The following is a 26,080-nucleotide window of genomic DNA, read 5'->3' as shown; positions in this document are numbered from 1 at the left end:
AGGATGCTTAGTGTTCAACAGATTTCCGGTGGATACTCGAGTGAAGCGGTTCTGAAAGACATTTCTTTTGATGTGGAAAAGGGAGAATTATTCGGGATATTGGGGCCGAATGGAAGTGGAAAGACAACCCTTTTGAAAATGCTTAGTGGAATTTTGCCCATCCAAAAAGGTGAGATTTTTATCAATCGGAAACGGCTGCAGGAATACAAAACAAAACAACTGGCCCAAATGATTGCCGTTCTTTCACAACATTCAACACAATCATTCTCATACACCGTAAAAGAAACTGTCTCGCTTGGCCGTTATGCACATCAAAAGGGGTTATTTCAAAGCTGGAGTAATGCCGATGAAGAGGTTGTCCAGCGAGTAATGAAGCAAATTGGTGTTTCCAGATTCCAAAATAAAAATATTCAAGAATTATCAGGCGGTGAAAAGCAACGAGTATTTCTTGCCCAAGCTTTGGCCCAAGAGCCTGAAATACTTTTGTTAGATGAACCCACCAACCATTTGGATTTGTCGTACCAAAAGGAATTATTAGATTTCTTAAAACAATGGACGTCAGAAAGTGGATTAACAGTTATCTCTATTTTTCACGATTTAAACCTTGCGGGGCTTTATTGTGATCGATTGCTCCTTCTCGAAAATGGAAGAATTAATATCGATCATATTCCTAATGAGGTGCTCCGGGAAGAACGAATAAGAGATGTGTATCATACAGACATTCAAAAACATCCCCATCCTAAAGTCGCTGCACCGCAAATGGTTTTACTGCCAAAAGTGAAAAACAAAGTTGTCGATTTTGACCTAGATGAGTCGATGCTGCATATCTCAGAAGAATTAATCGAGTTAACATCCCCCATGCCATTAAGGACTATGTCATCTGGGGTGATTGGTTCGGGAACCGGATGGCACCTAACATTTGTGAACCGCCATGTTAACAAGGATTACAACTGTAGTGATCATCGTATAGAAATGAGTTCATTTTTAAAATCAAACGGGTTTGAACCATCGGAAACTGTTGGCATGATGACCGCAGTTGTCCTCGAAGATGTAGTATACAAGCGGTTTGAACATAATAGCTTCTCGATATTTGCTGTTGTGACAGCTGGAGTAGGAAATGCGATTGATGCTTCGAAAAGTGAACTGCATTCATTTGAAATGACACCAGGAACAATCAATACCTGGATTTTTGTGAGCGGCGAGCTGACAGAGGAAGCTTTTATTCAAAGTATCATGACCGCAACTGAAGCGAAGGTTAAGGCATTGAATGATCTAAAGGTAATCGACGAAGTCACCGGAACGATCGCCACCGGTACATCGACAGATAGTATCTTAATTGCTGCTACTCAAACGGGTGAAGTATTAGAATTTGCGGGTACGATTACCCCGTTAGGCAAGCTTATTAGCAAGGCAGTTTATCAGTGCACGATCGAAGCGATTCAAAAATCCAGCAAGAGGAAATGCAAATGATCGTCCATCATTTAATCTCAATCACAGTTGCCTATATTATTGACCTGTTTATTGGGGATCCACCCGATTGGCCCCACCCTGTAAGATGGATTGGAAAGATGATAACATTTCTTGAAAAACGTTGGAATAATGGCAATTCTAAGCGGTGGAAAGGGCTGGCCATGCTCCTTTTTATCTTACTCTTAGTTTTTTTCGTCGTTTTGATATTAGTTTTAATAGGATATTGGATTCATCCTGTTGTTGGAATTTTAGTAGAAGGTATAATTATTTCTACAACCATTGCTCAAAAAAGCTTAAAGGTGGCTTCTCTAGAAGTCTATCGTCCATTAATTGAAGGGGACCTTCCTGAAGCAAGGAAAAAACTATCCTATATTGTTGGCCGTGATACAGATTCCTTGGATGAGAGTGAAATCGCTCGCGGTACGATTGAGACCGTGGCCGAAAATACTAGTGATGGGGTGACGGCCCCCTTATTTTGGGCACTAATAGGTGGAGCCCCGCTGGCGATGGTTTATCGCGCAGCCAATACATGTGATTCGATGGTAGGCCACTTGAACGATAGATATAAAGAGTTTGGCTGGGCGTCTGCAAAATGGGATGATGTGATGAACTGGATTCCGAGTCGAGTAACAGGGATCATCATGCTGATAGGAAAACGTCCCGTAAGGATGCCTTTTAGAAAAGCTTGGACGATTTTATTCCGTGATGCGAAAAAGCATCCGAGCCCAAACAGCGGCTGGGGTGAAGCGGCTGTCGCAGCTATTTTAGGGATACAGCTTGGCGGAATCAATTATTATAAAGGATTGATATCGAACCGGGCAAAAATGGGTGAACCCATTCAGTCCATCCAAGCGGAACATATCATCAAGGCCAATCAAATTCTTAGCAAAACGGTCTTTTTATTTTTATTATTTTTATGGATAGGGGGAATGGTCCTTGAATTGGCCGTCACATGGCTCGAATCCTCAATATTTATATGAGGCAATGGGCCTTGCACTCCCGTTGCAGTTTATTGATTTTAGCGCAAATATCAACCCAATGGGCCCGCCATCTGCTTTGAAAGAAAAATGGCTGGATTTTTTTCAAGAAATTAATGTTTATCCAGATCCTTATGCAACACAGCTGAAGGGAAGGATTGCAAAATCGGAGCAGACCCCGATCGATACAATCCTGATTGGGAATGGAGGAGCAGAGCTTATTACGCTGCTTGCCCGTATGCTTGCCGGCAAAAAAGTAGTCATCGTGGAACCCACATTTTCGGAATATGAACAAGCATGTCGGGCAAACAAATGTGAAATTGTCTACCATCAACTTGTGGAGCCAAACTTTGAATTGAATCCAGTCGATTTTCACTCGAGTCTGATGGATGCAGATGCGGTGTTTCTGTGTAATCCAAACAATCCAACAGGTATTTACTATCCGGCCTCTACGGTTATTTCGATCATAGAGGAATGTGAAAAGCGAGATTGCTTGGTCGTTTTGGATGAAGCATTTTTTGATTTTTTAATAGAATATGAATCAGTTGTTCCATACATAAACAAGTTTTCAAATTTAATTATTATTCGCTCGCTGACAAAGATGTTTGCAATTCCAGGAATACGCTTGGGATATTTAATCGCTCAGCCAGCGATTGTTTCGGGTCTTAGCCAGTTACAATCACATTGGAGTACCAATACCATTGCGTTATTAGCAGGGGAACTTTGTCTGCAAAATAAATTTTTTATTAAAGAGACACAGGCATATATTAGTCATGAGCGGAAAAGGCTGTTTGCCTTTTTTACACAGGAAGAATTTGTGGTTTCGTCTTCCAACGTGAATTTCTATTTATTGAAGGATCCGCATTTGAAAGATCAGTTTGCGTTGTTTGAGTTCCTTCTAAATCAAGGCATCATACCAAGGCATACCTTTAACTTTCCTGGTTTAGAGGGAAGATGGCTTCGGTTTGCCATAAAAAGTAATCAAGAAAATAATCAACTAATGGAAGTGTTGGCGAAATGGCGTCATCATCATTAATCTTCATAACAGGCGGAGTAAGAAGTGGGAAGAGCAGCTTTGCTGAGAGGAAAGCAGTAGAGATCGCTCGTAAGACAGGCTGCCAACTTAACTATCTGGCAACCGGCGTTCCTTCTGACTCAGAAATGAAGGAACGAATTGAAAAGCACCAACGCGATCGAGATTCAGCGACTTACCGGTGGAAAACGTATGAACAGTCAGTTCAAATCGGGAAAATAGCTGATGACTTTAATGGCGAGGATGTTATTTTGTTGGATTGTGTCACAACGCTATTAAATAATGAATTGTTTTCTTCTGAGCAAGTGTGGGATGAACATTTTTTAGAAACGGTTAAAGAAAATGTGATTACAGGGATTACTTCGATAAAAAATCGTGCTCGGACAATAATTGTCGTCAGTAATGAAGTATTAAACGAGCCGTTACTTGGCAATGAATTGGTTTTTACCTACGGCCGCTTGCTGGGCCAAATCCATCAATATTTAGTCAAGGAAGCGGAGTTAGTGTTTTTAGTGGAGGCAGGGATTCCTATCGTAATGAAGGGAGTAACGCAATGAAAGGGATCATGATTCAGGGTACGGCTTCAGATGTGGGCAAAAGTCTAATCGTAACGGCGATGTGCCGAATACTTGCCAATGAGGGAGTAAAGGTCGCCCCATTTAAATCTCAAAACATGTCCAATAACTCGTACGTGACACAAGACGGTAAAGAAATTGGCAGAGCACAAGGGATTCAGGCGGAAGCTGCTAGAGTGGAGCCAACCGTTTGGATGAACCCTATTCTATTAAAGCCAAGGTCAGATCAGCATGCAGAAATTGTTTATCTAGGAAAAGCGATCGAAACCCTTTCGGGGCGTGGGTATCGGGATCATTTTTATAAGAAGGGGTTAGAGGTAATAAAGAAATCACTTCATCAGCTTGCTGATGAATTTGATGTAGTGGTGATTGAGGGAGCAGGCAGCCCGGTTGAAATCAATTTAAAGGACCGCGAGTTGGTCAATATGAAGGTCGCCGAACTAGCCGATGTACCAGTTGTACTGGTTGCTGATATTGATCGCGGCGGGGTATTTGCTAGTATTGTTGGCACACTTGAACTATTGGAGCCTTACGAAAGGCAACGAGTTGTCGGTGTGATTATCAATAAATTCCGCGGTGATATTACCCTATTTGAGGACGGAGTTCAGTGGCTGGAAGAGAAAACGGGTGTACCTGTATTAGGTGTATTGCCGTTTGTGGAAAATCATATGATTGATGGTGAGGACTCATTATCGATTCGCAGCCAATTTTCTAATCGGAATGAAGGGACAATTGATATTGCCGTCATCAACCTGCCGTTTATTTCAAATTACAGTGATCTGGAACCATTTTTATTTGAAAAAGATGTTTCGCTCCGTTTGGTGAATCATGCGAGTGAGTTTGGACAGCCAGATGCCGTTATCCTTCCGGGTACAAAAAGTACGATTAGCGACTTAAAAAATTTAAAAGATAAACAGTTAGATATCTTAGTCCAAAACCACGTAGAAAATGGCGGTTATGTTGTTGGGATTTGTGGCGGGTATCAAATCCTTGGCGGATATTTGATCGATGAAGTTGGTTCCGACACTGGGATACGGAACTACAAGGTGGAAGGGTTAGGAGTGATTCCTGCTGCTACCACTTTTTATAAAGAAAAAGAAACAAATCGAGTCACTGCCCAGTATCACAAGAGGATAGAATTACCCATTCACCAGCCAATCGTAGGGTATGAAATCCATTTAGGAAAGACGATATTTTCTAAAGAGGTCTGTCCGTTTTTAACATTAGCAAACGGGGAAGAAGAAGGCTATTTCGCAAATGACGGTCAAATCATTGGAACGTACCTTCACCATCTATTTCATAATGATGAGTGGAGAAATCACTGGTTAAACATGATTCGGACAAGGAAAGGACTCCCTGCAGAAGAAATCCGTTCAATTAGCGACTATAAAGACAAACGATTTGATTCTATCGCAGACGAAATGAAAAGTCATCTAAAATGGGATCTGATTAAAAAGATTATCAATCAATGGGGTTCAAAAACATGACGTTCTTGAAAGGTTTCTTGATTAATATTCAATTCTTTACAGCAATCCCTATCACACTCGAGTTACCAATGGATAAAGACCATCTTAAAAAGGCAGTCCAAGCCTTCCCACTCGTTGGATTAATACAAGGGATCATTTATTCAGCGGTATTTTATCTGTGTCTTGAATTTACTCCTTTTTCCCATCTTGCCTGTGCATTCTTGCTTTGGCTGGCAACGATTCTCCTGACCGGAGGAATTCATCTGGATGGCTGGATGGATGCAAGTGATGCTTATTTTTCCTATCAAGATCAAGGGAAAAGACTAGAAATTATGAAGGATCCAAGAACGGGTGCATTTGGCGTTCTCTCCATTCTTGTTTTATTAAGCTGTCGGTTTCTATTTATGTATGAGAGTACAGCAAAGGTCGAAAATATACTATTTATCATGATTGCTGTCATCCCTTTTTTAAGTAAAACTGTCATGGGTGTTCTGTTGTTAACGGTAAAGTCAGCCAAGAATGAAGGGCTGGGCACGTTATTCCAAAGTGCGGCGAAACCGCAGGCATTATGGCTATATCCTATTTATTTAGTTGGTGTTTTAGTTCTTGTTAATTTATTCATAAAACAATTCTTCTTAATAGGTTTATTGATTTTCGCTGCAGCCTGCTGTTTATTCCTTTTTCGTCGGAAAGCTGTGAAATGGTTCGGTGGAATTACGGGGGATGTATTAGGTGCGGCTGTTGAAGGGACTGAGTTAATCCTGTGGATGACCGTGTGGTTATTGCATTATTTCGTCATGGTATAACAGAAGAAAATAGACGAAAAGCCTATCTAGGGTGGAACGATTCGCCGTTATGTCCGGAATCAAAACCTATATCGGTAACAAAAAGCTATCAGCGCTATTTTTCAAGTGATTTGCAAAGATGTACTGATACAGCGGAAATATTATTTCCAAACTCTAATCTATCCCTATTAAAAGAATTACGAGAAATAAATTTCGGTCAATGGGAAGGGAACACGTACGAAGACTTGAAAGAAAATAGACTCTATCGTCAATGGCTGGCAGATCCTGTTACGCATTGTCCGCCCGACGGTGAATCATTTGATAAGTTCACCAAGAGAGTTGATGCTGGCTGGGCCAGGCTGATTGGAGAGATTCTCGATTCTAGTTTGCAGAACGCAGCAGTAATTACTCATGGGGGAGTCATCAGATATCTTTTATCAAAATTTGCCCCACACCAAAAAGAATTTTGGGAGTGGCAGGTTAATCATGATCAGGGGTTTGAACTCATATTTGAAAAAGAATCTTTAAGGAGGGGGATGCGGTGCACTTTATTATTGGAGGTGCCTTTAACGGCAAACGGGCTTGGGTAAAGAATACCTACACTGTTTACGAGAATAAACATTGGGTCTCAGCTTATGATAACCATTCTCTCCCGTTAAATTTAATTGATTTTGGCAAGGATGTGATGATCCTTGAGGGTGTAGAAATATGGTTGAAAGATTTAACTGTGACATATGATGGCGACAAGTGTCGAGAGATTTGGAATAAATGTCTCGAGAATTGGCTTTCTTGGGAGCAGGAAGCTCTACATCGCCAATTAATTGTGATTGGGACTGATATTACAAAAGGAATTGTGCCATTGGAAGTAGAAAATAGACTGTGGCGGGATGTAACAGGATGGGCCTATCAAGATATCGCCGTAAAATCAGCTAAGGTTGACGTCATTTGGTATGGATTAAATCAAACGATTAAGTAAAGGGGAGAAGTTTCAATGAGAATTTACACAAGAACAGGTGACAAAGGAAAAACAAGCATAATTGGTGGCAGGGTAGACAAGGATGATACCCGTGTGGAAGCGTATGGAACGGTCGATGAAGTGAATTGTTTTGTCGGTCAGGCCATTCAAGAGCTTGACCTCAAATTATTCAAGGACGTGCTTGATGATCTGGAGAAAATTCAACATGAATTATTTGATTGTGGAGGAGACCTTGCTAATGTGACTGAGAAGCGAGTAATAAAGCTGCAGCAAGAATCGATTGATTACCTTGAAAAGAAAATAGATGAATATATTAAAGAGGCACCAGAATTAGAAAGGTTTATTTTACCAGGAGGGTCTAAGCCCGCGGCATCGATTCATATTGCTAGAACGGTAACAAGAAGAGCGGAAAGATTAGTTGTTAAGCTAGTCAAGGCTGATTCGAAAACACCTGAATTAGCCTTAATGTATCTAAACCGCTTATCAGATTATTTCTTTGCATTGGCTAGAGTTATAAACTTCCGATTAAATGTCAGCGACGTTGAGTATATGCGCAGTGCAAAAGTATTCAGGGATGGGAAGCGTAAGGAGGAAAAGTAGTATGAAGGGAAAAGTGGTGAGCGGGCTGGCCATGTTAACAGCATTGTCAGTTGTCGGAGCAATGATTAAAATTCCAGCCATTGTCGGCAGTGTCGCATTGGATGTTTTTCCTGCGCTATTGGCAGCAGTCCTGTTTGGAGCGAGGGCTGGAGCGGTTGTGGCTGCATTTGGTCATCTGCTATCCGCTCTAATAGGTGGTTTCCCATTGGGTCCAATGCACTTTTTAATTGCTGTAGAAATGGCAGTGCTCGTTTGGATGTTTGGCCGTTTTTATAAAAACAATAAGGTTTTAGCAAGTGTGCTCTTCATTATTGGGAATGCATTTGTTGCTCCCTTACCATTTATGTTTTTAATGAATGTCGGTTTTTATTTAGGAATTGTCCCTTCACTGCTAATCGGTTCGGTCATCAATACAGTAATCGCACTGGTTGCAATTCCACGGCTTTCTTCATTGGTCACTTTTGGCTTAGCGAAGCGTGAAGAAAAATTATGAGAGATATTATAACCATTCCTTTTAACAATATGGACTCGCTCATTATTGCATGCGACAATAGCGGAGCCATTGGATTGAAGGAACAAGACCTTGTTCAGGTCCCATACGAAACGGTAGCTTATTATTCGTTTAGAGTTGCTGTCATGGAATGTATGGCAGCAGGGGGGGAGCCCATTTCAGTGGTGCTCCACAACTTCTGCGGAAATGAACCCTGGGACGAGTTAGTTTCAGGAATACAAAATGGGCTGCAAGAACTAAAATTATCGGATGTACGGATAACTGGTAGTACAGAAAGTAACTTTTCACTCATGCAATCTGCTCTTGGTTTAGTCGTTCTTGGGAAAAAGTCCATTGCTCGAACGACAGAGCTAGCTTACTCTAACCAATTGAAATTTGCAGTGGTAGGCAGGCCTCTTGTTGGAAACGAAGTGATCGAACAAAAGGATCAAGTTGCCCCTCTGTCCGATTTTCAGATGATCAGCAAGATTCAAGATGTCATGGTCTGGCCGGTTGGTTCCAGAGGGATTTTATATGAGATCAATCAGATGTTCCCTAATGAAGAAGTTTCAAAGGAAATGGTCATCACAAACGTGGATATTTTAAAATCGGCTGGACCAGCTACCTGCTTTCTGGCTGTGTATGATCCAGGACAGGAAGAAACAGTAATAAATACAGCAGGAAGATTTTTCAACCTATTGGAAATAAAAAAATAGCACGCATCGATTGCGTGCTATTCACCTCTATTCTTAACCTTTTCAACTAATGAATTTACGGCCTCGCCGAGCTTATATAAAGCCTTATCCAAGCCCTTTTTCCATCCAGGGGCTTGTTCTTTTATGGTTTCACCTAGTTTTTGAGCATTTTCATTTAATTCTTTGCTTATCTTCTTCGCCTGTTCATTGATTCTTAGATTTGGGGGAGCTTCTCCGGCGAGCTGTGCATTAATTGAAGAAACTTCGAATTGTTCTTTCGGAAGATGCTGAATAGACTCCTTCATCATCTCTTTAAAAATTGGCACCACATTGGCCGAACTCGCACTTGGCAGGTAATGCTCTCGGTCGGTTTGGTCAAATCCTAACCAGATTGCCCCGACAAGATTTGGAGTATATCCAACCATCCATTGATCCTTCGTTCCACTGACATCCTTAAATGGTAACTGGGTCGATCCTGTTTTTCCGGCGAGTTGCACTCCAGGAATACGGGCGCGTCTACCCGTCCCGGTTTCTACTACATTTAAGAGCATCGAAGTCATTTCATCCGTGACCTCTTCTGACGTCACTTTTGTAGTTTTCGCTTCCCTCTCTGCTAAAACATTTCCAGTCGGCCCAACAATTTTAGTAATTAAGTGGCTATCTTCACGCTTCCCGCCATTTGGGAAAGCTGAAAAAGCGTTTGCCATTTGAAGGGGGGAGACCCCTTGACTCATCCCGCCCAGTGCGATTGCCAGGTTTTTATCTTCTTTTGTAACAGGGATGCCAAACCTTTTTAATGAATCGATCCCTCTATCTAGGCCAATCTTATTTAACAGCCACACAGCCGGGATATTCAGCGATTTCTCAAGTGCCTTATACATTTCAACCTTTCCCTCATATGTTTTTGAAAAATTCTCTGGTTTGTAATTTCCGAAGGTGGTTGGTTCATCGACAAGCTTGGATGAATAGTTGTATCCTTCTTCAAGAGCAGGTGTATATACTGCCAATGGTTTGATCGTTGACCCCGGCTGTGCCCGTAATTGTGTTGCTCGGTTAAAGCCTCGGAATACATGCTCGCCGCGGCCGCCAACAAGGGCTAAGACTCCCCCTGATGCTGGGTCCATTAGAACGGAACCACTTTGAACTAAATTCTCCCCTTGGCTCCTTGGGAACAAGTAGTTTTTACTATAGACCTTTTCAAGGCCAGACTGAAGATCTTGATCCAAAGCAGTGTAAATTCGATAGCCTCTTGTTAAAATTTCCTCCTGTGTTATGCCATATTTATTGATAGCTTCATTTAAGACTGCATCCACATAATAAGGGTATTTTCGTTCAACAAAGCTCCCCCCGCCATCGTGAAGGCGAATCTTTTCTTTCTTAGCCTTCGCATACTGTGAATTATTTATCATCCCTAGTTCTTTCATTTTTGCTAACACTGTATTTCGTCTTTTCATCGCTAAATCATAGTTTTTATAAGGGTCAAGATAATTCGGTGAATGCAATAGTCCGGCTAGCATCGCTGCCTCACTGACCGTTACATCCTCGATATTTTTATTAAAATACTTTTTTGATGCATTGCTAATACCCCAGGCACCGCTCCCGAAGTAAACCTGATTGATATACATTTGTAGAATCTCGTTTTTGGTATAAACCTTTTCGATTTTTACCGCTAAAAATAATTCCTCAGCTTTTCGCTTATAGGTCCGTTCTGGTGAGAGAAGGGCGTTCTTCGTTAGCTGCTGTGTTAAAGTACTGCCACCGCCTGTAATTCTTCCCGCAAACAAATTACTGAAAAAGGCACGGGCAATCCCTTTGATATCAAAACCGCCATGCTGATAAAAGCGTTCGTCCTCAATGGCAACGACCGCATTGGGTACATACTTTGGCAAGTCTTCGATTTTTACGCCTTTCGTCCGATTGGTAGCGACATTGCTAGCCACTTTTCCATTTTTATCATAAATAACTGTCGGCTGGCTGAGACCCTGCTTCAAAGATTGGACATTTGCTCTCATCGCGAGCCAGCCAAAATAGAGGATGGTCGCTAAAACAACCACTAGAATAATTAATAAGAATATTTGTGTTAAATGTTTCTTTTTCCAGAAACGAACGATTTTTTCCCAAAATGGATGCAATTTCTCCATGTGATCTCCTTACTTTAAAAAAGTAATTTTTAATTCTTTTATTATAAATTTTATCGAATAAAAAGACTAGCAAAAGCCATTTGGCTATTATTATTCCCTCTTGTAACAAATAAAACTTAGTCACGTCTACAAAGTACTTAAAAAATATTTTAAATTTGTGTAGGGTTCATTAAAAAAACCTTCGTCTATTAGGTGTAATGAATGGGAAACAGGAGGAAATAATGATTACGATAAAAAAATTAAGCCATGATTTTGTGATTGGAAAAAAAGGAAGTCAAACGATTATTCCGGTACTTAGAGATATTACTTTGACGGTCGAAAAAGGTGAAATTGTTACGATTGTTGGTAGAAGCGGATCGGGGAAATCGACGCTTCTTAATTTAGTGAGTGGCTTCATTCATCCGAAAGAGGGTGAAATTTGGATCAGCGGGGAAAAGGTATCAGATCTGAATGAAACGAAATTTGCAGATTTCCGGATTAATAATCTAGGATTTATTTTTCAAAGCTTTCAATTGATTCCGAGCATGACTGCCTTTCAAAACGTGGAGCTGCCGCTTATATTAAAAGGTATTAACGAAAAGGAACGAAAAATCCAAACGGAAGAAATGCTTAAAAAAGTTGGTCTGCTAGATTACCAGGCTCATTATCCAGGAGAATTATCAGGCGGGCAGCAGCAGCGGGTAAGCATCGCCCGTGCCTTAATTGTTAATCCCCCGATTATTCTTGCCGATGAACCGACCGGCAGCCTTGATAGTGAAACAGAGGAAGAGTTATTGAAATTCATTAAGGAATTAAATACGGATTTAGGAATCACCTTTTTGATAATCACCCATGATGACAAGGTGGCCGATATCGGCAGTCGAAAGATTGAGTTAAAAGATGGCCGCATTGTCGAGGAGGTGCTGTTATGAAGTTAAAAGATCAATTCCGCTTCGTCCGCCAGAATATGAAGAAAAATAGAACGAGAGTATTTATGACGATTCTTGCGACAGCAATGGGTTGTGCCTTCCTAATTGTTCTCGCCTCTGTCGGGTTTGGCTTACAGAAATCAGTGGTAAAGGAAATTACTGAACGCAGGGTCATTACTCAAATTGATGTCCATGGCAAAGAAACAAAAGATCAAGGGGTTTTTCGTCCTTTAAATGATAAAGATATTCAAGTTTTTGAAAAAGTTAAAGATGTCAAAGCTGTCACAAGAAGGAAAATGTTGCAACAGGAAAGCACCTATTCGATTGGGAATTATCAAGAAGCAACGCAAACTTTTGTGGCGAATTTTCCTGCAGAAATAAAATCCGGTTTTGAATTATCTGAGGGCAGGCTGCCAAAGGGAAAAGATGAAGTGGCCGTAGGGTACAATTTCCTAACTAATCTCGCAGAAAAGGATGCTGGCGATGATTTGTACGATGAAAAGGGTCAGGTTAAAGAGGAGTATCTCTATAAAGGCGAATTACTTGGCAAGGAAATTAAGTTAACGATCAGGCAGTTTAAAGAGGGCAAACAAGTAGAAAAAACGATTCCATTGAAGGTTGTTGGCATCTCTAAAAAGCCAACGAAAGAATGGGCCGAAGATAGAAGTGTGTTTATTTCGGATGATATGCTAACGGAAATTGAGACGTTTACCGGAACACCAAAAGGGTACCAGCTCGATGCCAATGGTGAAGTACCTGTCGACCTGAATGTCAATAAAAACTCGTATGATGAAGTTAAAATCTATGCTAAAAACATGGAAGCCGTCCAAAGTATCTCTGATCAATTAAAAGACAAGAATTATGCTTCGTATTCAGTGGTAAATGAATTAAAAGAGGTAAATATGGTGTTTATGATTGCAAAAGCAGGACTCATATTTATTGGAACGATCGCCATTTTAATCGCTTCTATCGGAATTTATAATACGATGACAATGGCGGTGACCGAGCGGGCTCCTGACATTGGAATTATGAAAGCAATCGGGGCGAGTCCAAAAACAATTAAACGAATCTTTCTGCTTGAAAGCAGTTATATTGGGTTGATCGGTGCACTCATTGGTACAGTCGTTTCCTATGGGATTAGCTATGCGGTGAATTTTGCGATTCCATTAATTATCAAACAGGCATTTGGTCAAGAATCGGACTTAGACTTAATATTTAGCGACATCCCGCTTATTTTACCAATCATTTGTATTGTAATTTGTTATGGTGTTACGATTATCTCAGGATTTCGACCAGCACAGCGGGCAACAAAAGTTGATGTATTAAAAGCAATGCGGAGAGAAGTTTAGTTACGAGGTTATCCAATGAAATTCCGCACCATTCGCGGACAACCAATTCCTAGTCCAAGCATATGTTAATAGAAAGATTGTTTAACATAAAGGAAAGGGCTGGGGAAGATGATTAACTGGAAGGTCCGATTAAGAAACCGGAACTGGGTTATCGCGTTTGTATCTCAAATTATGATTGTTGCTCAAATGGTGTTTGCATGTTTAAATTCCTTTGGGATCATTGATTTTCAACTCACTGATGCTATTCAAAATTCTGTGTTAACCTTTTTAAATGCTGTATTTGTATTGCTGTCTATGTTAGGAATCGTACAGGATCCAACCACCAAGGGCTATGGGGACAGTGAACGGGCATTAAAATACAAGGACCCAAATTAATCTAATGAAAACTGGCTACCTGGTTACCCAGAAAGATAAAAAAATGCCTCTGGTGATGAAAACCAGAGGCATTTTTCATATCTTCAATTCTAGGACTGTTGACCCAAATTCTACATTTATTACCATAATGTCTACAATTTGCTAAATGTTTGTTAAAATAAGGATGAGAGATATGGTAAGAGGGATATTTAGGTTTGACCCTGGGTAGTACTTCTTTGTTGTTTTTGGAATAGAATTAATGATCCATTGGGAAAGGGGTCCTTAAAATGTGGTTTTGGATTACTATTTCTGCTTTATGTTTCGTCCTATTGCTGATTGTAGAGGAATTCATCTACTTTTTTTGGAACCGTTATGTGTATGGTGCAAATTATGAAAGAAAGAGGAGATGGTGGGGTAGTCTGTCTGCTGTAGGTGCTATATATAAACGGTTGTTCCATAAAAGAGAAAAAGAAAGATCAAATACTAATTCAGATAAGGGCTTGCCATTATAAGGTAAGCTCTTATCTTTTTTTATATTTCCAAGAAAAATGAAAACCGTATTATTTTTACGTTTTAGTTAGATGAATTCCCTTTTTTCTTATTTAAATAAGCACCGAAGGAATCAATGACGAAAAACAATATAAATAATAAAACAATGATATATTCGGCTGCCTCCATTACCCTAAAAGGGTTAATTGCCTTCCAAATAATTCCTGAAATACTTGCGCCCATCAAAAGATCCAACGAAATAATTAGTATTAAGCTGCCAAATGCCAGCAGGGTCGTTACAAACAATATTTTCAACCTCAGCACACCCTTAGGAATATCTTGTTTTTATTGTTCTTTTCTAAGCTGTTCCTTATTCTAACCCGTATATTTTAATTATGGTTGTATAAAAAACCACTTTCAATGGGATAAAGTGATATACCTTGGGCAATATATCCAGTATTGGGAGAAAAGTGTTCAAATAATTTTTAAGGAGGCCGGTATTGTGTCGATTTTGTCTAAGATGCTTAAAAATAAACAAAAAAAGAGACAGGATGATAATTATAGGCAAAAACAAGATCCGCAAAAACCGGAGGACTTGCCGATTTTAAGAGACTATCAAATGAATATATCTCATCTAAAAGAGGAAGTTGGCAATAGTAGCGATATTAACGTTCGCGAGTTTAAAATTGGTGCACATAAAGGTGCTCTTGTTTACGTTGACGGAATGGCTAGTTCTGATGCAATAGCCGACTATATATTAGAAACAGTAATCGAAACAAAGGTACCTGATGAACCAGTCGATCTAATACAATACATGCTGGATAAAACAATGGCACTTGGAAGTGTCAAGACCATTGATAATTGGAATCAGGTATTTGATTCATTGTTCTCAGGAGATACGGTCATCTTTTTACAGGGATGCAATAAAGCTATCAGTGGTGAAACAAAAGGATGGGAAAGGCGTTCGATTACGGAGCCTACCACACAATTATCAATTCGAGGTCCAAAAGATTCGTTTACGGAAACACTCCGTACGAATACGGCTTTAATTCGCCGCCGTATAAAAAGTCCAAATTTACGGGTGGATTCCATGAAACTAGGGTCTGTTTCCCAAACAGATATCGCCATTATATATTTGGAGGGAATTGCCAATGAAAAAATTGTTGGAGAGGTCAAAGAAAGGCTTCAACAAATCAATATCGATTCCATCCTTGCTTCTGGATATATAGAGCAATTGATTGAAGACCAAACATGGACAACATTTCCAACCACCTACCATTCCGAAAGGCCCGATGTCGTGACATCACATTTACTAGAAGGGAGAATTGCCATAGTAGTCGATGGGACTCCGTTTGTTGTTACAGTTCCAGCTATTTTTATTCAATTTTTCCAAGCACCGGATGATTACTATTCACGATTTGACATATCAACAGGAGTTCGATTGTTAAGAATTTTAGCATTCCTTATCGCAGTTATTGGACCTTCTGTTTATATTGCTGCGACCACCTTTCATCAAGAGATGATCCCGACGACGATGGCGATTGCTATTGCCGCTCAACGTGAAAATGTTCCCTTTCCAGCCTTTGTTGAGGCATTAATCATGGAGGTAACATTTGAAATTTTACGGGAGGCGGGGCTTAGGCTTCCAAGGGCGGTTGGTCAGGCCGTATCGATTGTAGGGGCTCTCGTAATTGGCCAGGCAGCAGTACAGGCTGGGTTTGTCTCTCCTGTAATGGTAATTGTCGTTTCAATCACTGCCATCGCAAATTTTTCCACACCCGTATTTGCTATGGCGATTGCGGCAAGATTAGTACGCTTTGTCCTGATGGGATTAGCTACGATATTAGGCTTTTATGGAATCATGTTAGGGCTGATGTTCATGTCACTTCATTTATGTTCGCTTCGCTCGTTTGGAATTCCATACATGATGCCGCTAGCACCTTTCAACATCCATAATCAACAAGACGCATTTGTTCGCTTTCCAGTCTGGGCTATGAAAAATAGACCAATGTTTATTAGCAAAGGCAATATGAGGAGGACAGGAGATCATCAAAAGCCTGGTCCACCTAAACCAACAGAAAATCAACCTAAAAATGGTGAAGAATGATGAAAAAATGGTTCATTATTATTTTGATCTTAATCATGTCTCTGCCGATACTGAGTGCTTGCTGGAATCAGAAAGAGTTAACTGATTTGGCCTTTGTGATGGCACTTGGTATTGATAGGGGAGAGGACGATCTGTACCATATTTCGTTCCAGCTTGTTAATCCAGCGAATGTTTCAGCTGCGCAAGGTGGAGGAGGCCAGGGGCTGCCGATCGCCGTTTATAAAAGCACTGGTAGAACCATTACTGAAGCATCTAGAAATGCAACTAAAAAGGTTTCGCGCCGTTTATATTATGCGCACACCAATGTAGTCGTTGTTAGTGAAGAAGTGGCACGTGATAGAACTCTAATGCTTAATATGTTAGATGCCTTTGCAAGGGATCCAGAATTTAGAACAACTACAGAGCTAATTATAGCAAGAGATTCTACGGCAGAGGAAATAGTCACAACTCTGACTATTCTCGATAAACTGCCTGTTACTAAGATTACAAAAGAGATCAAATCAACTGAAGCTATGAAAGGGGAAAATATAAGTATAAGTATAGACGATCTCATTGATGGAATTGTCGGCAGTGGAAAAGAACCTATTCTAAACGGTTATCGACTAATTGGTAAGAAAGAAGAAGCCAATAAAGCAACTAATTTGCAAAAAACAACAACCGATGCTTACCTCTCAGCTGATGGCTTAGCGGTTATTAAAGACGGTGAATTGACCGGTTGGATTGAAAGTAACAAGGCTCGTGGAGTGATCTGGGTCCTAGATAAAGCGAAGAGTACCGATATAACTCTAAAGTGGAATGGGAAGAAAAATGCCATTAGTATGGTGCCTATTAGATCAAAAACCAAAGTCTCAACTATCTTTAAAAATGGGAAACCTGTAATAAATATTAAAATTGAGAATGAAGGCTGGATTAGTGAAGCGAATACCGCAATTGACTTGATGGATCCAACAATTATTGGAAAAATTGAAAAATTAGTGGAAAAAGAGATTAAAAAGGAAATACAGTCTTCAGTAAAGGAAGCCCAGAAACTAAAGTGTGATATCTTCGGGTTTGGTGATAGTGTACATAAAGCTAACCCTGAATTATGGAAGAAGCTAAAGGGGAATTGGAACGATTATTTTGCAGACCTGGAAGTGAATGTAAAGGTAGATTCATACGTGCGTCGCGAAGGAGTACGGACAAATCCATTTTGGTCAGGCATTAATAAATAACGCGAAGTAAGGAGGGGGGGACGATCGTACATGGAAAAAGCAAAAGTAAGTGGTTTCCAATTGTTCGTGCTGATTGTTTTGTTTGAAATGGGTAGTGCCATTCTTCTTGGTCTCGGATCAGAAGTGAAACAGGACGCCTGGATAGCTATATTGTTCGGTTTAGCTGGGGGAATCATTGTCTTTTTTATTTATTACCGCTTATATATGTACTATCCTGACCTGCCCTTAACTAGTTATCTTCAAAAAATTTTAGGAAAATGGCTTGGACGGTTGATTGGGTTCTTTTATATTGTCAATTTTATTTATCTTGCATCAAGGGTATTACGAGATTTTGGAGAGTTATTAACAACAACTATTTATAATAGCACTCCACTATTTGTGATCAATACTTTGATGATTCTTACTATTATTTATGGGCTCCATAAAGGGTTTGAAGTAATAGCCCGAGTTGGAGAAATTTACTTTGGAGTTGTTTACCTGACAGCGATATTAGGCATGCTGCTAATTACCTTTTCGGGTTTAATTCATTTGAGTAATCTAACCCCGATCTTAGAGAATGGATTGAAACCTGTTATTAAAACCTCTTTAACTCAAACCATCAACTTTCCTTTTGGAGAAATGGTTGTTTTTACGATGCTGCTCCCGTTCTTAAATGATAAAAAAAAGGCCAAAATAGTCTGTGTGGGTGGGATGATATTAGCGGGAATAAATATTGCCATTACAGCGGTAGTAAATATTTCTGTTTTGGGAGTGGATCTCTTTCGTCGGTCCTCTTTCCCCTTATTAAACACAATAGGAAGAATCCAAATTGCCGATTTTATCGAGCGTTTAGATGTATTATTTATGCTCTATTTAATCATTGGTGGTTTCTTTAAAATTGCCATTTATTATTATGCTGCAGTGGCCGGAGCTGCCGATATCTTTCAATTTAAAGATCAACGCAAGCTTGGGTTTCCAATTGGAATGCTCGTTTTGTTTTCATCAATTACGATTGCATCAAATTTTGCAGAATTTTTAAAGGAAGGGCTGATTTTTGTACCAATTTATTTGCTTTGGCCTTTTCAAATCATCATCCCCTCCATCTTACTAATCATTGCTTTTATTCGTAACAGGAAGAAACAAACAAGCCCGGCTTAAATAAATAACCCTTTTTAAGGGGGGATCAATCGTATATGGAAAAGGCGAAAATAAGTACAATCCAATTGTTCGTCCTGGTCGTTTTGTTTGAAATGGGCAGTGCTATTCTGGTTGGGATTGCATCAGATGCGAAACAGGATGCTTGGATAGCCATTTTGCTCGGTTTAACTGGCGGTATCATGATCTTTTTTATTTATTACAAATTATTTTTGTACTATCCTGACCTTCCCTTAACGGGTTATATTCAAGAAATAATGGGAAAATGGCTTGGACGGTTGATTGGGTTATTATATATTGTTTATTTTATTTATCTTGCAGCAAGGGTATTGCGAGATTTTGGTGAATTATTAACAACAACTATTTATAATAGTACTCCGTTATTTGTTATCAATTGCTTAATGATCATAACGATTATTTATGCCATTCATAAGGGGTTTGAAGTAATAGCCCGAGTTGGAGAAATTTACTTTGGGATTGTTTACCTGACGGCGATATTAGGCATGCTGTTAATTATCTTTTCTGGGTTAATTCATTTTGGGAATTTAAAACCGATTTTAGAGAATGGGTTGAAACCGGTAATAAAGACATTTTTAACTCAAACCATCAACTTTCCCTTTGGAGAAATGGTCGTCTTTACAATGCTGCTCCCGTTTGTAAATGATAAAAAGAAGGTTAAAATAGTCTGTTTAAGTGGCATGATATTAAGCGGAATAAATATTACCATTACAGTAGTAGTAAATATTTCAGTATTAGGGGTAAATCTCTTTAGTTATTCCACTTTCCCACTATTAACGACAGTAGGGAAAATTCAAATTGCTGATTTTATCGAACGTCTCGATGTCTTGTTTATGCTCTATCTAATCATTGGAGGTTTTTTTAAGATTGCAATCTACTATTATGCTGCGGTGGCTGGTGCCGCTGATATCTTTCAATTAAAAAACCAACGAAAGCTCAGTTTCCCACTAGGAATTATCGTCTTATTTGCATCTGTTACGATTGCATCTAATTATTCGGAACATATAAAGGAAGGGCTAGTTATAGTACCTACTTATTTACATTGGCCCTTTCAAATTATCATTCCTTCCATGTTATTAATTATTGCTTTTTTCCGGAATCGGAAGAAAAAGAAAAACCCGTCGTAGTGGACGGGCTAATCACTCATTTGTCTTACACTCCTTCAGGAATCGAGCGCTGGTTGTTTTTAGGGTCTTTTTGCTTGATCGGTAATGAAATTTGAACCGAAGTCCCTTGATTTTTCTGACTATCAAAATGGATATTGCCTTGATGGGATTGAACAATCTTGAAACTAACCGTTAAACCTAACCCAGTCCCTTTTTCTTTAGAAGAGTAGAAAGGTTCGCCAATTTTCTCTAATCTTTCTTTTGAAATTCCGCAGCCATTGTCTTTAATGAAAATTAACACATGACTATTTTCTATTTGCTCTAGAATAATGGAAACCGTTCCGCCATTTTGGCTTGCTTCAATCGAATTTTTAATCAAATTGATAAACAATTGCTTGAGTTGATTTGGTTCGCATTCAATCCATATGTCGTTTTCTGGAAAAAGAGATTCAATTTGAACATTATATAAACTGGCTTCGGTGTTTAATAATGATATGACGTCCATTAATAGCTTCTGAAGATCTGCTTTGGTATATTTTAAAAGCTGAGGCTTTGCCAATAACAAAAGCTCACCAACAATGTCATTGATACGATTTAATTCGTCGAGCATAATTTGATAAAAAAATTGATGCTTCTCATCTTCCATTTGTAAAAGTTGGACAAATCCTTTTAATGACGTCAGCGGATTCCGAATTTCATGGGCAACGCTGGCAGATAATTCTCCAACGATTGATAGCTTTTCTGTCCTGCGAAGACGTTCTTCTGCATCCCTTAAGGTGGTCACATCACTGCCATAGCCAATGATCCCAGTGATATTTCCATTAATTATCATTGGAAGGGAAGTACATTGTATGATAATCCGATTCCCGTTTGCATGTGGTATATACAGCTCATACATGACCGGTTTTATTTCTTCCACAACAGTGGAAATGAACTTTGGAAGATATCGTTTATAACTTTTCGGTAATAATTGTTTTACATTTTTCCCAATCGCTTCTTCCCGTTTGAAGCCTGTAATGACATCATACTGTGGGTTTAAATTGGTAATAGTTCCGCCTAAATCCATCATATAAACAATATCTGGACTGTATTCAAATAATGACTTATATTGTTGCTGACTCTCTGCTAATTTTAAGGCCATTTCCTTTTTTTCGGTAATATCACGTCCAATGATGACCAAACCTTGTCGACTGCCATCTTCGTGAAATAGTGGTACTTTAATCGTGTCAAATATTTTTACTGATCCATCTGGAACAGGAAGGACTTCCTCTATGCGAGTGATTTCTCGATTAATCCAAGCTTCTTCATCAGAAGTTTCACAAAATCTGAGAGCATCACCGTAAAAGTCTGTATACTCGGCTAATTCCGAATCTTTTTTCCCCCGATAATCCACATTCTCAAGCTGGAACAATTGTAAACCAAATTCATTTGCTTCAATCCATCTGCCTTCACCGTCTTTAAAGTTAACAAAATCAACCATTGAATTGATTAAAGTAGATAGACGTTTCTGATCTTCCTGGGAAACATCTAACTCCTCTTTTTTACTAATGAAGAAATAAATGAACCCTCCAGTCATGGCAACATAAAAGATCTCTTTTGACCTTAACACCAACTCAATAAGTGAAGAAGGCACATATTGTTCGATTACATAATTGGACCCATATATCCAAATAATACTTGTAAAAAAGTAGAAGATGATGATCTTTATTTTATTCATGGAAATCTCCAGTTCTCTTCAAGGAATAAAGTTTATTAAAAACAAGGAGTAGTGAGTATTTATTACTCCTTAGTCTATAGTACTAGATAATCCATTATATTGGAATAATGCAACGCTTGAAATATTAATAACTATAAAAACTTTTACTACATTATTATCTGATTGCCTACATGGAAAAGGCTTATGGAGTGTATTCCATAAGCTATCTGTTCTTCGATTTCAAGATTTTTAGAAGAGTCTTTTTCCAAGGATAACTAAATCACGTTCAATGCCATCCAGCTCAGCCACATTCGGAAGCTGTGCCCATTTTTCAAATCCAAAACTTGAGAAAAGTTTAATGCTAGCTTCATTATGACCAAAAATAAAACCTAGTAAGGTTTTGATTTGCAGACTTGGACAGGCATCGATTGCTTTTTGGATTAAATATTTACCAAGTTTCCTGCCTCGAAAGTCGGGATGAATATAGATACTAATTTCTGCTGTCGCATTATAGGCGGGCCTGCCGTAAAAAGATTGGAAACTAACCCATGCGCAAATTTCTCCTTGATTTTCTACAACCCATAATGGACGAAAGGTTGATGAATGATCGTTAAACCATTGAACTCTGTTTTCAACTGATATTGGTTCAAGATCGGCTGTAACCATCCTACTTGCTATGGTTGTATTGTATATATCAACAATTACAGGCAAATCACACATATCGGCATCTCTAATCGTAAAGTCATCAAACATGTCATGTTCCACTCCCGTTTTTTTCTTAATAGATTTTATGATATCTTTTGGAACAAACATTATCAATATTGTAATAACAAATTACTTAGAAAAAGAAAAACCTTTTCTCGAAATTGCTGTTCGAGAAAAGGTCATTTCTAATGACAGTAATTGTTTATGCTGCCATTACTCGTTTCTTTGCCTAAGCCTTACCAACGGTGGGCCTTGGCATTGCTCCTTAAGATGATCGTGTTGTGCGTCACTTGAGTTTGCCCATTCACTTGTGAATTTTGACGTTTTGGACGCGTCGTATGGTGGTGAAAGAGCTCTGAGTGCGGATCTAAATGGTCTTTATAACTCATCTAAAATCACCTCATCAAAGGATTTGAAACGACGATATTCTAATGAATATCACCATTATCTTTTGTAAATTGAAAGGAAATTAGTCACCAAAAATGAATTTTTTAACGGATTTATTTATTCTCACAAATGTGAAATCGCTTTAAAACACATCTGAAAAGTCCTTTAGTGAAGTAGCTAGAGAAATTTTTTTTATTAGGAAAATATTAACTTGTATTATCTGAAAGTTCGGAATAAAATAAAGTTAACATACCAACCGGTAGGTATGCCTGCTATCGGTTCAGCATATTATAAATTAACGGCATTAAACTTGATGTTAAGAATAAGAATGGAGTGAATGGTATGTATTTACGATTGACTGATGAACAAAAAATGGTCCAAAAAACAATTAGAAGATTCGTAGAAAAAGAACTGATTCCTCTTGAAAACGATGTACTTCGTAATGAACGAGAAGGTAAACCGAGTCTTCCTGCAAGTAAACTAAAAGAGCTGCAACTAAAAGCGAAGGAAGCAGGTTTTTGGGGAATTAACACTCCAGAGGAATATGGTGGTGCAGATCTTGGTCAAATGATGATGGCAATTGTGTTAATGGAAGTGTCAAAAACCTTTGTCCCATTCCAGTTCGGCGGTGGAGCAGATAATATTCTTTACTATGGTAACGAAGAACAAAAGAAAAAATACTTACTTCCAACAATAAATGGTGAGAAAAAGTCCTGCTTTGCAATGACCGAGCCAGGTGCTGGTTCTGATACCCGAAATATCAAAATGACAGCTGTGAAAGACGGAAGTGAATGGGTTCTAAATGGTGAAAAAACGTTCATTACCGGCGGAAACGAAGCGGACTTCGTTATGGCGATAGCGATTACGGATAAGGAACGACATCAATCAACACAAGGCCGCGAAGGGGTTACATGCTTTATTGTTGATCGCGATATGGGCTGGAAATCAGAGTATATACATACAATGGGAGAATGGGGTCCAGCCGGCTTAGTATTCGATAATGTCCGTGTTCCGGAGGAAAATATTCTGGGTGAATTACACAAGGGGTATAATCTCGGTCTCGAGTGGATTGGGTTTGCACGCTGGGTTGTTGGGGCAAGAGCAGTCGGTGCCGCTGAACGCTTGCTGCAAATGGCGATTGATTATGCCAAGGAACGGGTTACATTTGGGAAACCTATTGCTGAAAGACAAGCAATCCAATGGCAAATCGCAGATTCTGCGGTTGAAATTGAAGCAGCAAGATGGCTAGTCTTGAACGCTGCCTTTACTCTAGATCATGGGGAAGATAATCGACACGTAGCATCGATGGCAAAATTATATGGTGCAAATATGGGCAACAACGTCGTTGACCGTGTCCTTCAAATTCACGGCGGGATGGGGTATACAAGAGAATTACCAATTGAGCGCTGGTATCGTGAAGCAAGACTATGGAGAATTTACGACGGCACAGACGAAATCCAACGAATGATTATCGCACGTAACCTGATTAAAGGTCATGTGAAGATTGGTCAATACGTGTAAGAAATTAATGTAAGCGCAATCTATAAATTTATTAAACTCAGGAGGAATAGAAATGGCAGGCAGATTTACGGGAAAAGTTGCTTTTGTTACGGGTGGAAGCCGTGGAATCGGCAAAGGGATTGTCGAGCTTTTTGCACAAGAAGGAGCAAAGGTAGCTATAATAGATTTGAACGAAGAGGCGTTAAGTGAAACAACTAGTGAATTAAAAGAAAAAGGTTATGACGTTTATTCAAAGGTTGCAAACGTCGTTGATGCCGAGCAGGTTGAAGATGCAATGAAAGAGGTTTATGAGGCATTTGGCTCCGTAGATATCCTCGTGAACAATGCCGGGGTAATCCGCGATAATCTATTTTTTAAAATGACCGATTCAGATTGGCAGACCGTTATGGATGTGCACTTAAAAGGATCATTCAATGCAGCCCGAGCTGCACAAAAATATATGGTCGAAAATAAATATGGGCGTATCATCAATATTTCTTCGACATCAGCACTTGGAAATCGCGGTCAAGCCAATTATGCGGCGGCAAAGGCCGGCTTGCAGGGCTTTACAAAAACACTCGCAATTGAGTTGGGAAGATATGGGATTACAGCAAACTCAGTGGCGCCAGGATTTATTGAAACGGAGATGACAAAGGAAACCGCTGCCAGAATCGGCATTCCTTTTGAGCAATTAATTCAAGCAAGTGTGGCACATATTCCAGTCGGCAGAAGTGGCAAGCCAGAAGACATTGCCAATACAGTAGCCTTCTTTGCTGATGAAAAATCGTCTTTCGTGAATGGCCAAGTAATTTATGTTGCCGGCGGACCAAAATGTTAATTAGGTGAGGTGAGGATGAATTGTTTAAAGACCAGATAGGCAAACAATCAAACAAGGTTAAAAATGAAGTTGAAAGAGGAGCAGTCAAAAAATTTGCGGAGGCGATTGGTGACCTTCATCCCATTTATTTTGATGAAGAAACTGGAAGAAATTCAAGAAACAAAGCCAACATTGCACCTCCTACCTTTCCAAGAACTTTTGATTATGGTGTCACCGAAGGATTAAATCTTCCCAATAATGGTCTAATCCACGGGGAACAAAGATTTCATTACGAGCGGCCATTAAGGGTTGGCGAAACAATTTACTGTTATTCCAAAGTAAAAAGCTACTTTGAGAAAAAAGGGAGCTTTGGGAAAATGGGATTCCTGGTTGTGGAAAATTACGGTGAGGATCTATCCGGCGCTTTAATTTTTAGCTCATCCTCAACGATTGTCATCTCTGAAGCTGTGAGGAAGGTGTTGGCACAATGAGTACTCTTACTGAATTACAAGTTGGAGAATCGGTCAAAGAAATTCAATTGGAGCCTGTTTCGCGTCTTGACTTAATCAAGTATGCGGGTGCTTCAGGAGACTTTAACCCAATACACACGATTGATGATGAGGCGAAAAAAGCAGGATTACCAGGAATAATTGCCCATGGAATGTGGACAATGGGGAACCTTGCAAAGCTTTTTACTACTTATTATGACGAAGGCTTCATACAGGATTACTCGATCCGTTTTAAAGGAATGGTATTTTTAAATGATGTGATTACACTGAAAGCGACACTGAAAGAAAAGCAGGAACAAAATCTGCGCTTTACGGTCCAAGCAGTCAATCAACAAGGAAATGAAGTATTAAAAGGTGAGGTAGTCTATCACCAATATTGATTACATGAAGTATATTTAGACCCGGCACCAAGAAGAAAAAAACCTTCTTGCTGCTGGGTTTATTGTTATCAAGTCGGATGTGAATAATATGAAAATTTTGGTATTATAAGAAATATCTACATACCAACTGGTTAGTATTTAGTGGTTGTCTATATAGGGAAGTGCAGGAAGCTTTTCACCGGTTTTGGTGGTAACGGGCTCA

28 protein-coding genes are annotated in these 26,080 nt (G+C 39.4%); 23 read left to right on the top strand and 5 right to left on the bottom strand.

All coding sequences use genetic code 11. From position 1 onward, the window contains the following. Positions 1-3 precede the first annotated feature (3 nt). The 11 genes from QF028_RS15665 to QF028_RS15615 are packed head-to-tail and all read left to right on the top strand — an operon-like array spanning position 4 to position 9,088. Entirely contained in the window at positions 4-1,470 is a 1,467-nt protein-coding gene (locus QF028_RS15665; protein ID WP_429466765.1) for a heme ABC transporter ATP-binding protein, read from the top strand. Next, entirely contained in the window at positions 1,467-2,450 is a 984-nt protein-coding gene (gene cbiB, locus QF028_RS15660) for an adenosylcobinamide-phosphate synthase CbiB (protein ID WP_429466763.1), read from the top strand. The genes QF028_RS15665 and cbiB overlap by 4 nt, the downstream gene beginning before the upstream one ends. Further along, positions 2,407-3,483 carry a threonine-phosphate decarboxylase CobD gene (gene cobD, locus QF028_RS15655; protein ID WP_429466761.1) on the top strand — a complete coding sequence of 359 codons (1,077 nt, stop codon included), beginning with the start codon at positions 2,407-2,409 and terminating at the stop codon, positions 3,481-3,483. The genes cbiB and cobD overlap by 44 nt, the downstream gene beginning before the upstream one ends. Further along, entirely contained in the window at positions 3,465-4,037 is a 573-nt protein-coding gene (locus QF028_RS15650; RefSeq protein ID WP_429466759.1) for a bifunctional adenosylcobinamide kinase/adenosylcobinamide-phosphate guanylyltransferase, read from the top strand. The genes cobD and QF028_RS15650 overlap by 19 nt, the downstream gene beginning before the upstream one ends. Next, positions 4,034-5,542, top strand: coding sequence for a cobyric acid synthase (locus QF028_RS15645; RefSeq protein ID WP_429466757.1), 1,509 nt, complete (start codon positions 4,034-4,036; stop codon positions 5,540-5,542). Before QF028_RS15650 ends, QF028_RS15645 begins: the two co-directional genes overlap by 4 nt. Next, a complete protein-coding gene (cobS, locus tag QF028_RS15640; protein WP_429466755.1) occupies positions 5,539-6,327 on the top strand; it encodes an adenosylcobinamide-GDP ribazoletransferase in 789 nt (262 codons plus the stop codon). Before QF028_RS15645 ends, cobS begins: the two co-directional genes overlap by 4 nt. Further along, the gene (locus QF028_RS15635) at positions 6,297-6,896 is read left to right on the top strand and encodes a histidine phosphatase family protein (protein WP_429466753.1); all 600 of its coding nucleotides are present in this window, start codon (positions 6,297-6,299) and stop codon (positions 6,894-6,896) included. Before cobS ends, QF028_RS15635 begins: the two co-directional genes overlap by 31 nt. Next, positions 6,848-7,282: a bifunctional adenosylcobinamide kinase/adenosylcobinamide-phosphate guanylyltransferase gene (locus tag QF028_RS15630; protein WP_215001813.1), complete on the top strand. Its 435-nt coding sequence runs from the start codon at positions 6,848-6,850 to the stop codon at positions 7,280-7,282. Before QF028_RS15635 ends, QF028_RS15630 begins: the two co-directional genes overlap by 49 nt. A 15-nt stretch (positions 7,283-7,297) precedes the next feature. Next, positions 7,298-7,882 (top strand): cob(I)yrinic acid a,c-diamide adenosyltransferase, encoded by a 585-nt coding sequence (locus QF028_RS15625; RefSeq protein ID WP_429466751.1) that lies wholly within the window; start codon positions 7,298-7,300, stop codon positions 7,880-7,882. Between the two features lies 1 nt (position 7,883). Next, complete coding sequence (locus tag QF028_RS15620; protein ID WP_429466749.1) at positions 7,884-8,375, top strand: ECF transporter S component; 492 nt, start codon at positions 7,884-7,886, stop codon at positions 8,373-8,375. Beyond that, the gene (locus tag QF028_RS15615; RefSeq protein ID WP_429466747.1) at positions 8,372-9,088 is read left to right on the top strand and encodes an ATP-binding protein; all 717 of its coding nucleotides are present in this window, start codon (positions 8,372-8,374) and stop codon (positions 9,086-9,088) included. Before QF028_RS15620 ends, QF028_RS15615 begins: the two co-directional genes overlap by 4 nt. A gap of 17 nt (positions 9,089-9,105) precedes the next feature. Here QF028_RS15615 and QF028_RS15610 read toward each other — a convergent pair whose 3' ends face one another. Next, a complete protein-coding gene (locus QF028_RS15610; RefSeq protein ID WP_429466745.1) occupies positions 9,106-11,208 on the bottom strand; it encodes a transglycosylase domain-containing protein in 2,103 nt (700 codons plus the stop codon). Between the two features lie 221 nt (positions 11,209-11,429). On the opposite strand from QF028_RS15610, the gene QF028_RS15605 reads away from it, so the two are divergent. The 4 genes from QF028_RS15605 (at position 11,430) to QF028_RS15590 (ending at position 14,331) form a co-directional block, all read left to right on the top strand. Beyond that, positions 11,430-12,119 carry an ABC transporter ATP-binding protein gene (locus QF028_RS15605; RefSeq protein WP_429466743.1) on the top strand — a complete coding sequence of 230 codons (690 nt, stop codon included), beginning with the start codon at positions 11,430-11,432 and terminating at the stop codon, positions 12,117-12,119. Then, the gene (locus QF028_RS15600) at positions 12,116-13,465 is read left to right on the top strand and encodes an ABC transporter permease (RefSeq protein WP_429466741.1); all 1,350 of its coding nucleotides are present in this window, start codon (positions 12,116-12,118) and stop codon (positions 13,463-13,465) included. The genes QF028_RS15605 and QF028_RS15600 overlap by 4 nt, the downstream gene beginning before the upstream one ends. 108 nt (positions 13,466-13,573) lie before the next feature. Continuing rightward, entirely contained in the window at positions 13,574-13,840 is a 267-nt protein-coding gene (locus QF028_RS15595) for a phage holin (RefSeq protein WP_088086936.1), read from the top strand. A gap of 266 nt (positions 13,841-14,106) precedes the next feature. Continuing rightward, the gene (locus tag QF028_RS15590; protein WP_410883100.1) at positions 14,107-14,331 is read left to right on the top strand and encodes a hypothetical protein; all 225 of its coding nucleotides are present in this window, start codon (positions 14,107-14,109) and stop codon (positions 14,329-14,331) included. Between the two features lie 61 nt (positions 14,332-14,392). Here QF028_RS15590 and QF028_RS15585 read toward each other — a convergent pair whose 3' ends face one another. Continuing rightward, complete coding sequence (locus QF028_RS15585) at positions 14,393-14,623, bottom strand: hypothetical protein (RefSeq protein ID WP_215001829.1); 231 nt, start codon at positions 14,621-14,623, stop codon at positions 14,393-14,395. Positions 14,624-14,828: 205 nt separating this feature from the next. Here QF028_RS15585 and QF028_RS15580 point away from each other — a divergent pair, with 205 nt between their 5' ends. From QF028_RS15580 to QF028_RS15565, 4 genes are read left to right on the top strand one after another with little or no spacing between them, the layout of a single operon-like run. Then, positions 14,829-16,415 (top strand): spore germination protein, encoded by a 1,587-nt coding sequence (locus QF028_RS15580; protein ID WP_429472371.1) that lies wholly within the window; start codon positions 14,829-14,831, stop codon positions 16,413-16,415. Beyond that, on the top strand, positions 16,412-17,626 hold the full coding sequence (locus QF028_RS15575; protein WP_429466738.1) for a Ger(x)C family spore germination protein: 1,215 nt from the start codon (positions 16,412-16,414) through the stop codon (positions 17,624-17,626). The genes QF028_RS15580 and QF028_RS15575 overlap by 4 nt, the downstream gene beginning before the upstream one ends. Positions 17,627-17,656: 30 nt before the next feature. Next, positions 17,657-18,763, top strand: a complete 1,107-nt coding sequence (locus tag QF028_RS15570) for a GerAB/ArcD/ProY family transporter (RefSeq protein ID WP_429466736.1) — start codon at positions 17,657-17,659, stop codon at positions 18,761-18,763. A gap of 35 nt (positions 18,764-18,798) precedes the next feature. Further along, positions 18,799-19,905: a GerAB/ArcD/ProY family transporter gene (locus tag QF028_RS15565; RefSeq protein ID WP_429466734.1), complete on the top strand. Its 1,107-nt coding sequence runs from the start codon at positions 18,799-18,801 to the stop codon at positions 19,903-19,905. A gap of 25 nt (positions 19,906-19,930) precedes the next feature. On the opposite strand, the gene QF028_RS15560 is transcribed toward QF028_RS15565, so the two are convergent. The 3 genes from QF028_RS15560 to QF028_RS15550 form a co-directional block, all read right to left on the bottom strand. Continuing rightward, the gene (locus QF028_RS15560) at positions 19,931-21,601 is read right to left on the bottom strand and encodes a PAS domain S-box protein (protein ID WP_429466732.1); all 1,671 of its coding nucleotides are present in this window, start codon (positions 21,599-21,601) and stop codon (positions 19,931-19,933) included. Between the two features lie 228 nt (positions 21,602-21,829). Beyond that, complete coding sequence (locus tag QF028_RS15555) at positions 21,830-22,333, bottom strand: N-acetyltransferase family protein (RefSeq protein ID WP_429466730.1); 504 nt, start codon at positions 22,331-22,333, stop codon at positions 21,830-21,832. 188 nt (positions 22,334-22,521) lie between these two features. Then, positions 22,522-22,674: a YpzG family protein gene (locus QF028_RS15550; protein WP_214716880.1), complete on the bottom strand. Its 153-nt coding sequence runs from the start codon at positions 22,672-22,674 to the stop codon at positions 22,522-22,524. A gap of 340 nt (positions 22,675-23,014) precedes the next feature. Here QF028_RS15550 and QF028_RS15545 point away from each other — a divergent pair, with 340 nt between their 5' ends. The 4 genes from QF028_RS15545 to QF028_RS15530 are packed head-to-tail and all read left to right on the top strand — an operon-like array spanning position 23,015 to position 25,878. Then, on the top strand, positions 23,015-24,193 hold the full coding sequence (locus QF028_RS15545) for an acyl-CoA dehydrogenase family protein (protein ID WP_088086948.1): 1,179 nt from the start codon (positions 23,015-23,017) through the stop codon (positions 24,191-24,193). Between the two features lie 52 nt (positions 24,194-24,245). After that, positions 24,246-25,010, top strand: coding sequence for a beta-ketoacyl-ACP reductase (locus QF028_RS15540; RefSeq protein ID WP_429466727.1), 765 nt, complete (start codon positions 24,246-24,248; stop codon positions 25,008-25,010). 20 nt (positions 25,011-25,030) lie between these two features. Next, positions 25,031-25,480 carry a MaoC family dehydratase N-terminal domain-containing protein gene (locus QF028_RS15535; RefSeq protein ID WP_429466725.1) on the top strand — a complete coding sequence of 150 codons (450 nt, stop codon included), beginning with the start codon at positions 25,031-25,033 and terminating at the stop codon, positions 25,478-25,480. Beyond that, positions 25,477-25,878 carry a MaoC family dehydratase gene (locus tag QF028_RS15530; protein ID WP_429466723.1) on the top strand — a complete coding sequence of 134 codons (402 nt, stop codon included), beginning with the start codon at positions 25,477-25,479 and terminating at the stop codon, positions 25,876-25,878. The genes QF028_RS15535 and QF028_RS15530 overlap by 4 nt, the downstream gene beginning before the upstream one ends. Positions 25,879-26,080: the final 202 nt, after the last annotated feature.

Source organism: Neobacillus sp. B4I6, assembly GCF_050434045.1.
Lineage (GTDB): Bacteria > Bacillota > Bacilli > Bacillales > Cytobacillaceae > Neobacillus.
Note: the sequence above shows the minus strand (reverse complement) of the source record. Positions and strands in the feature narration are given on the sequence as shown.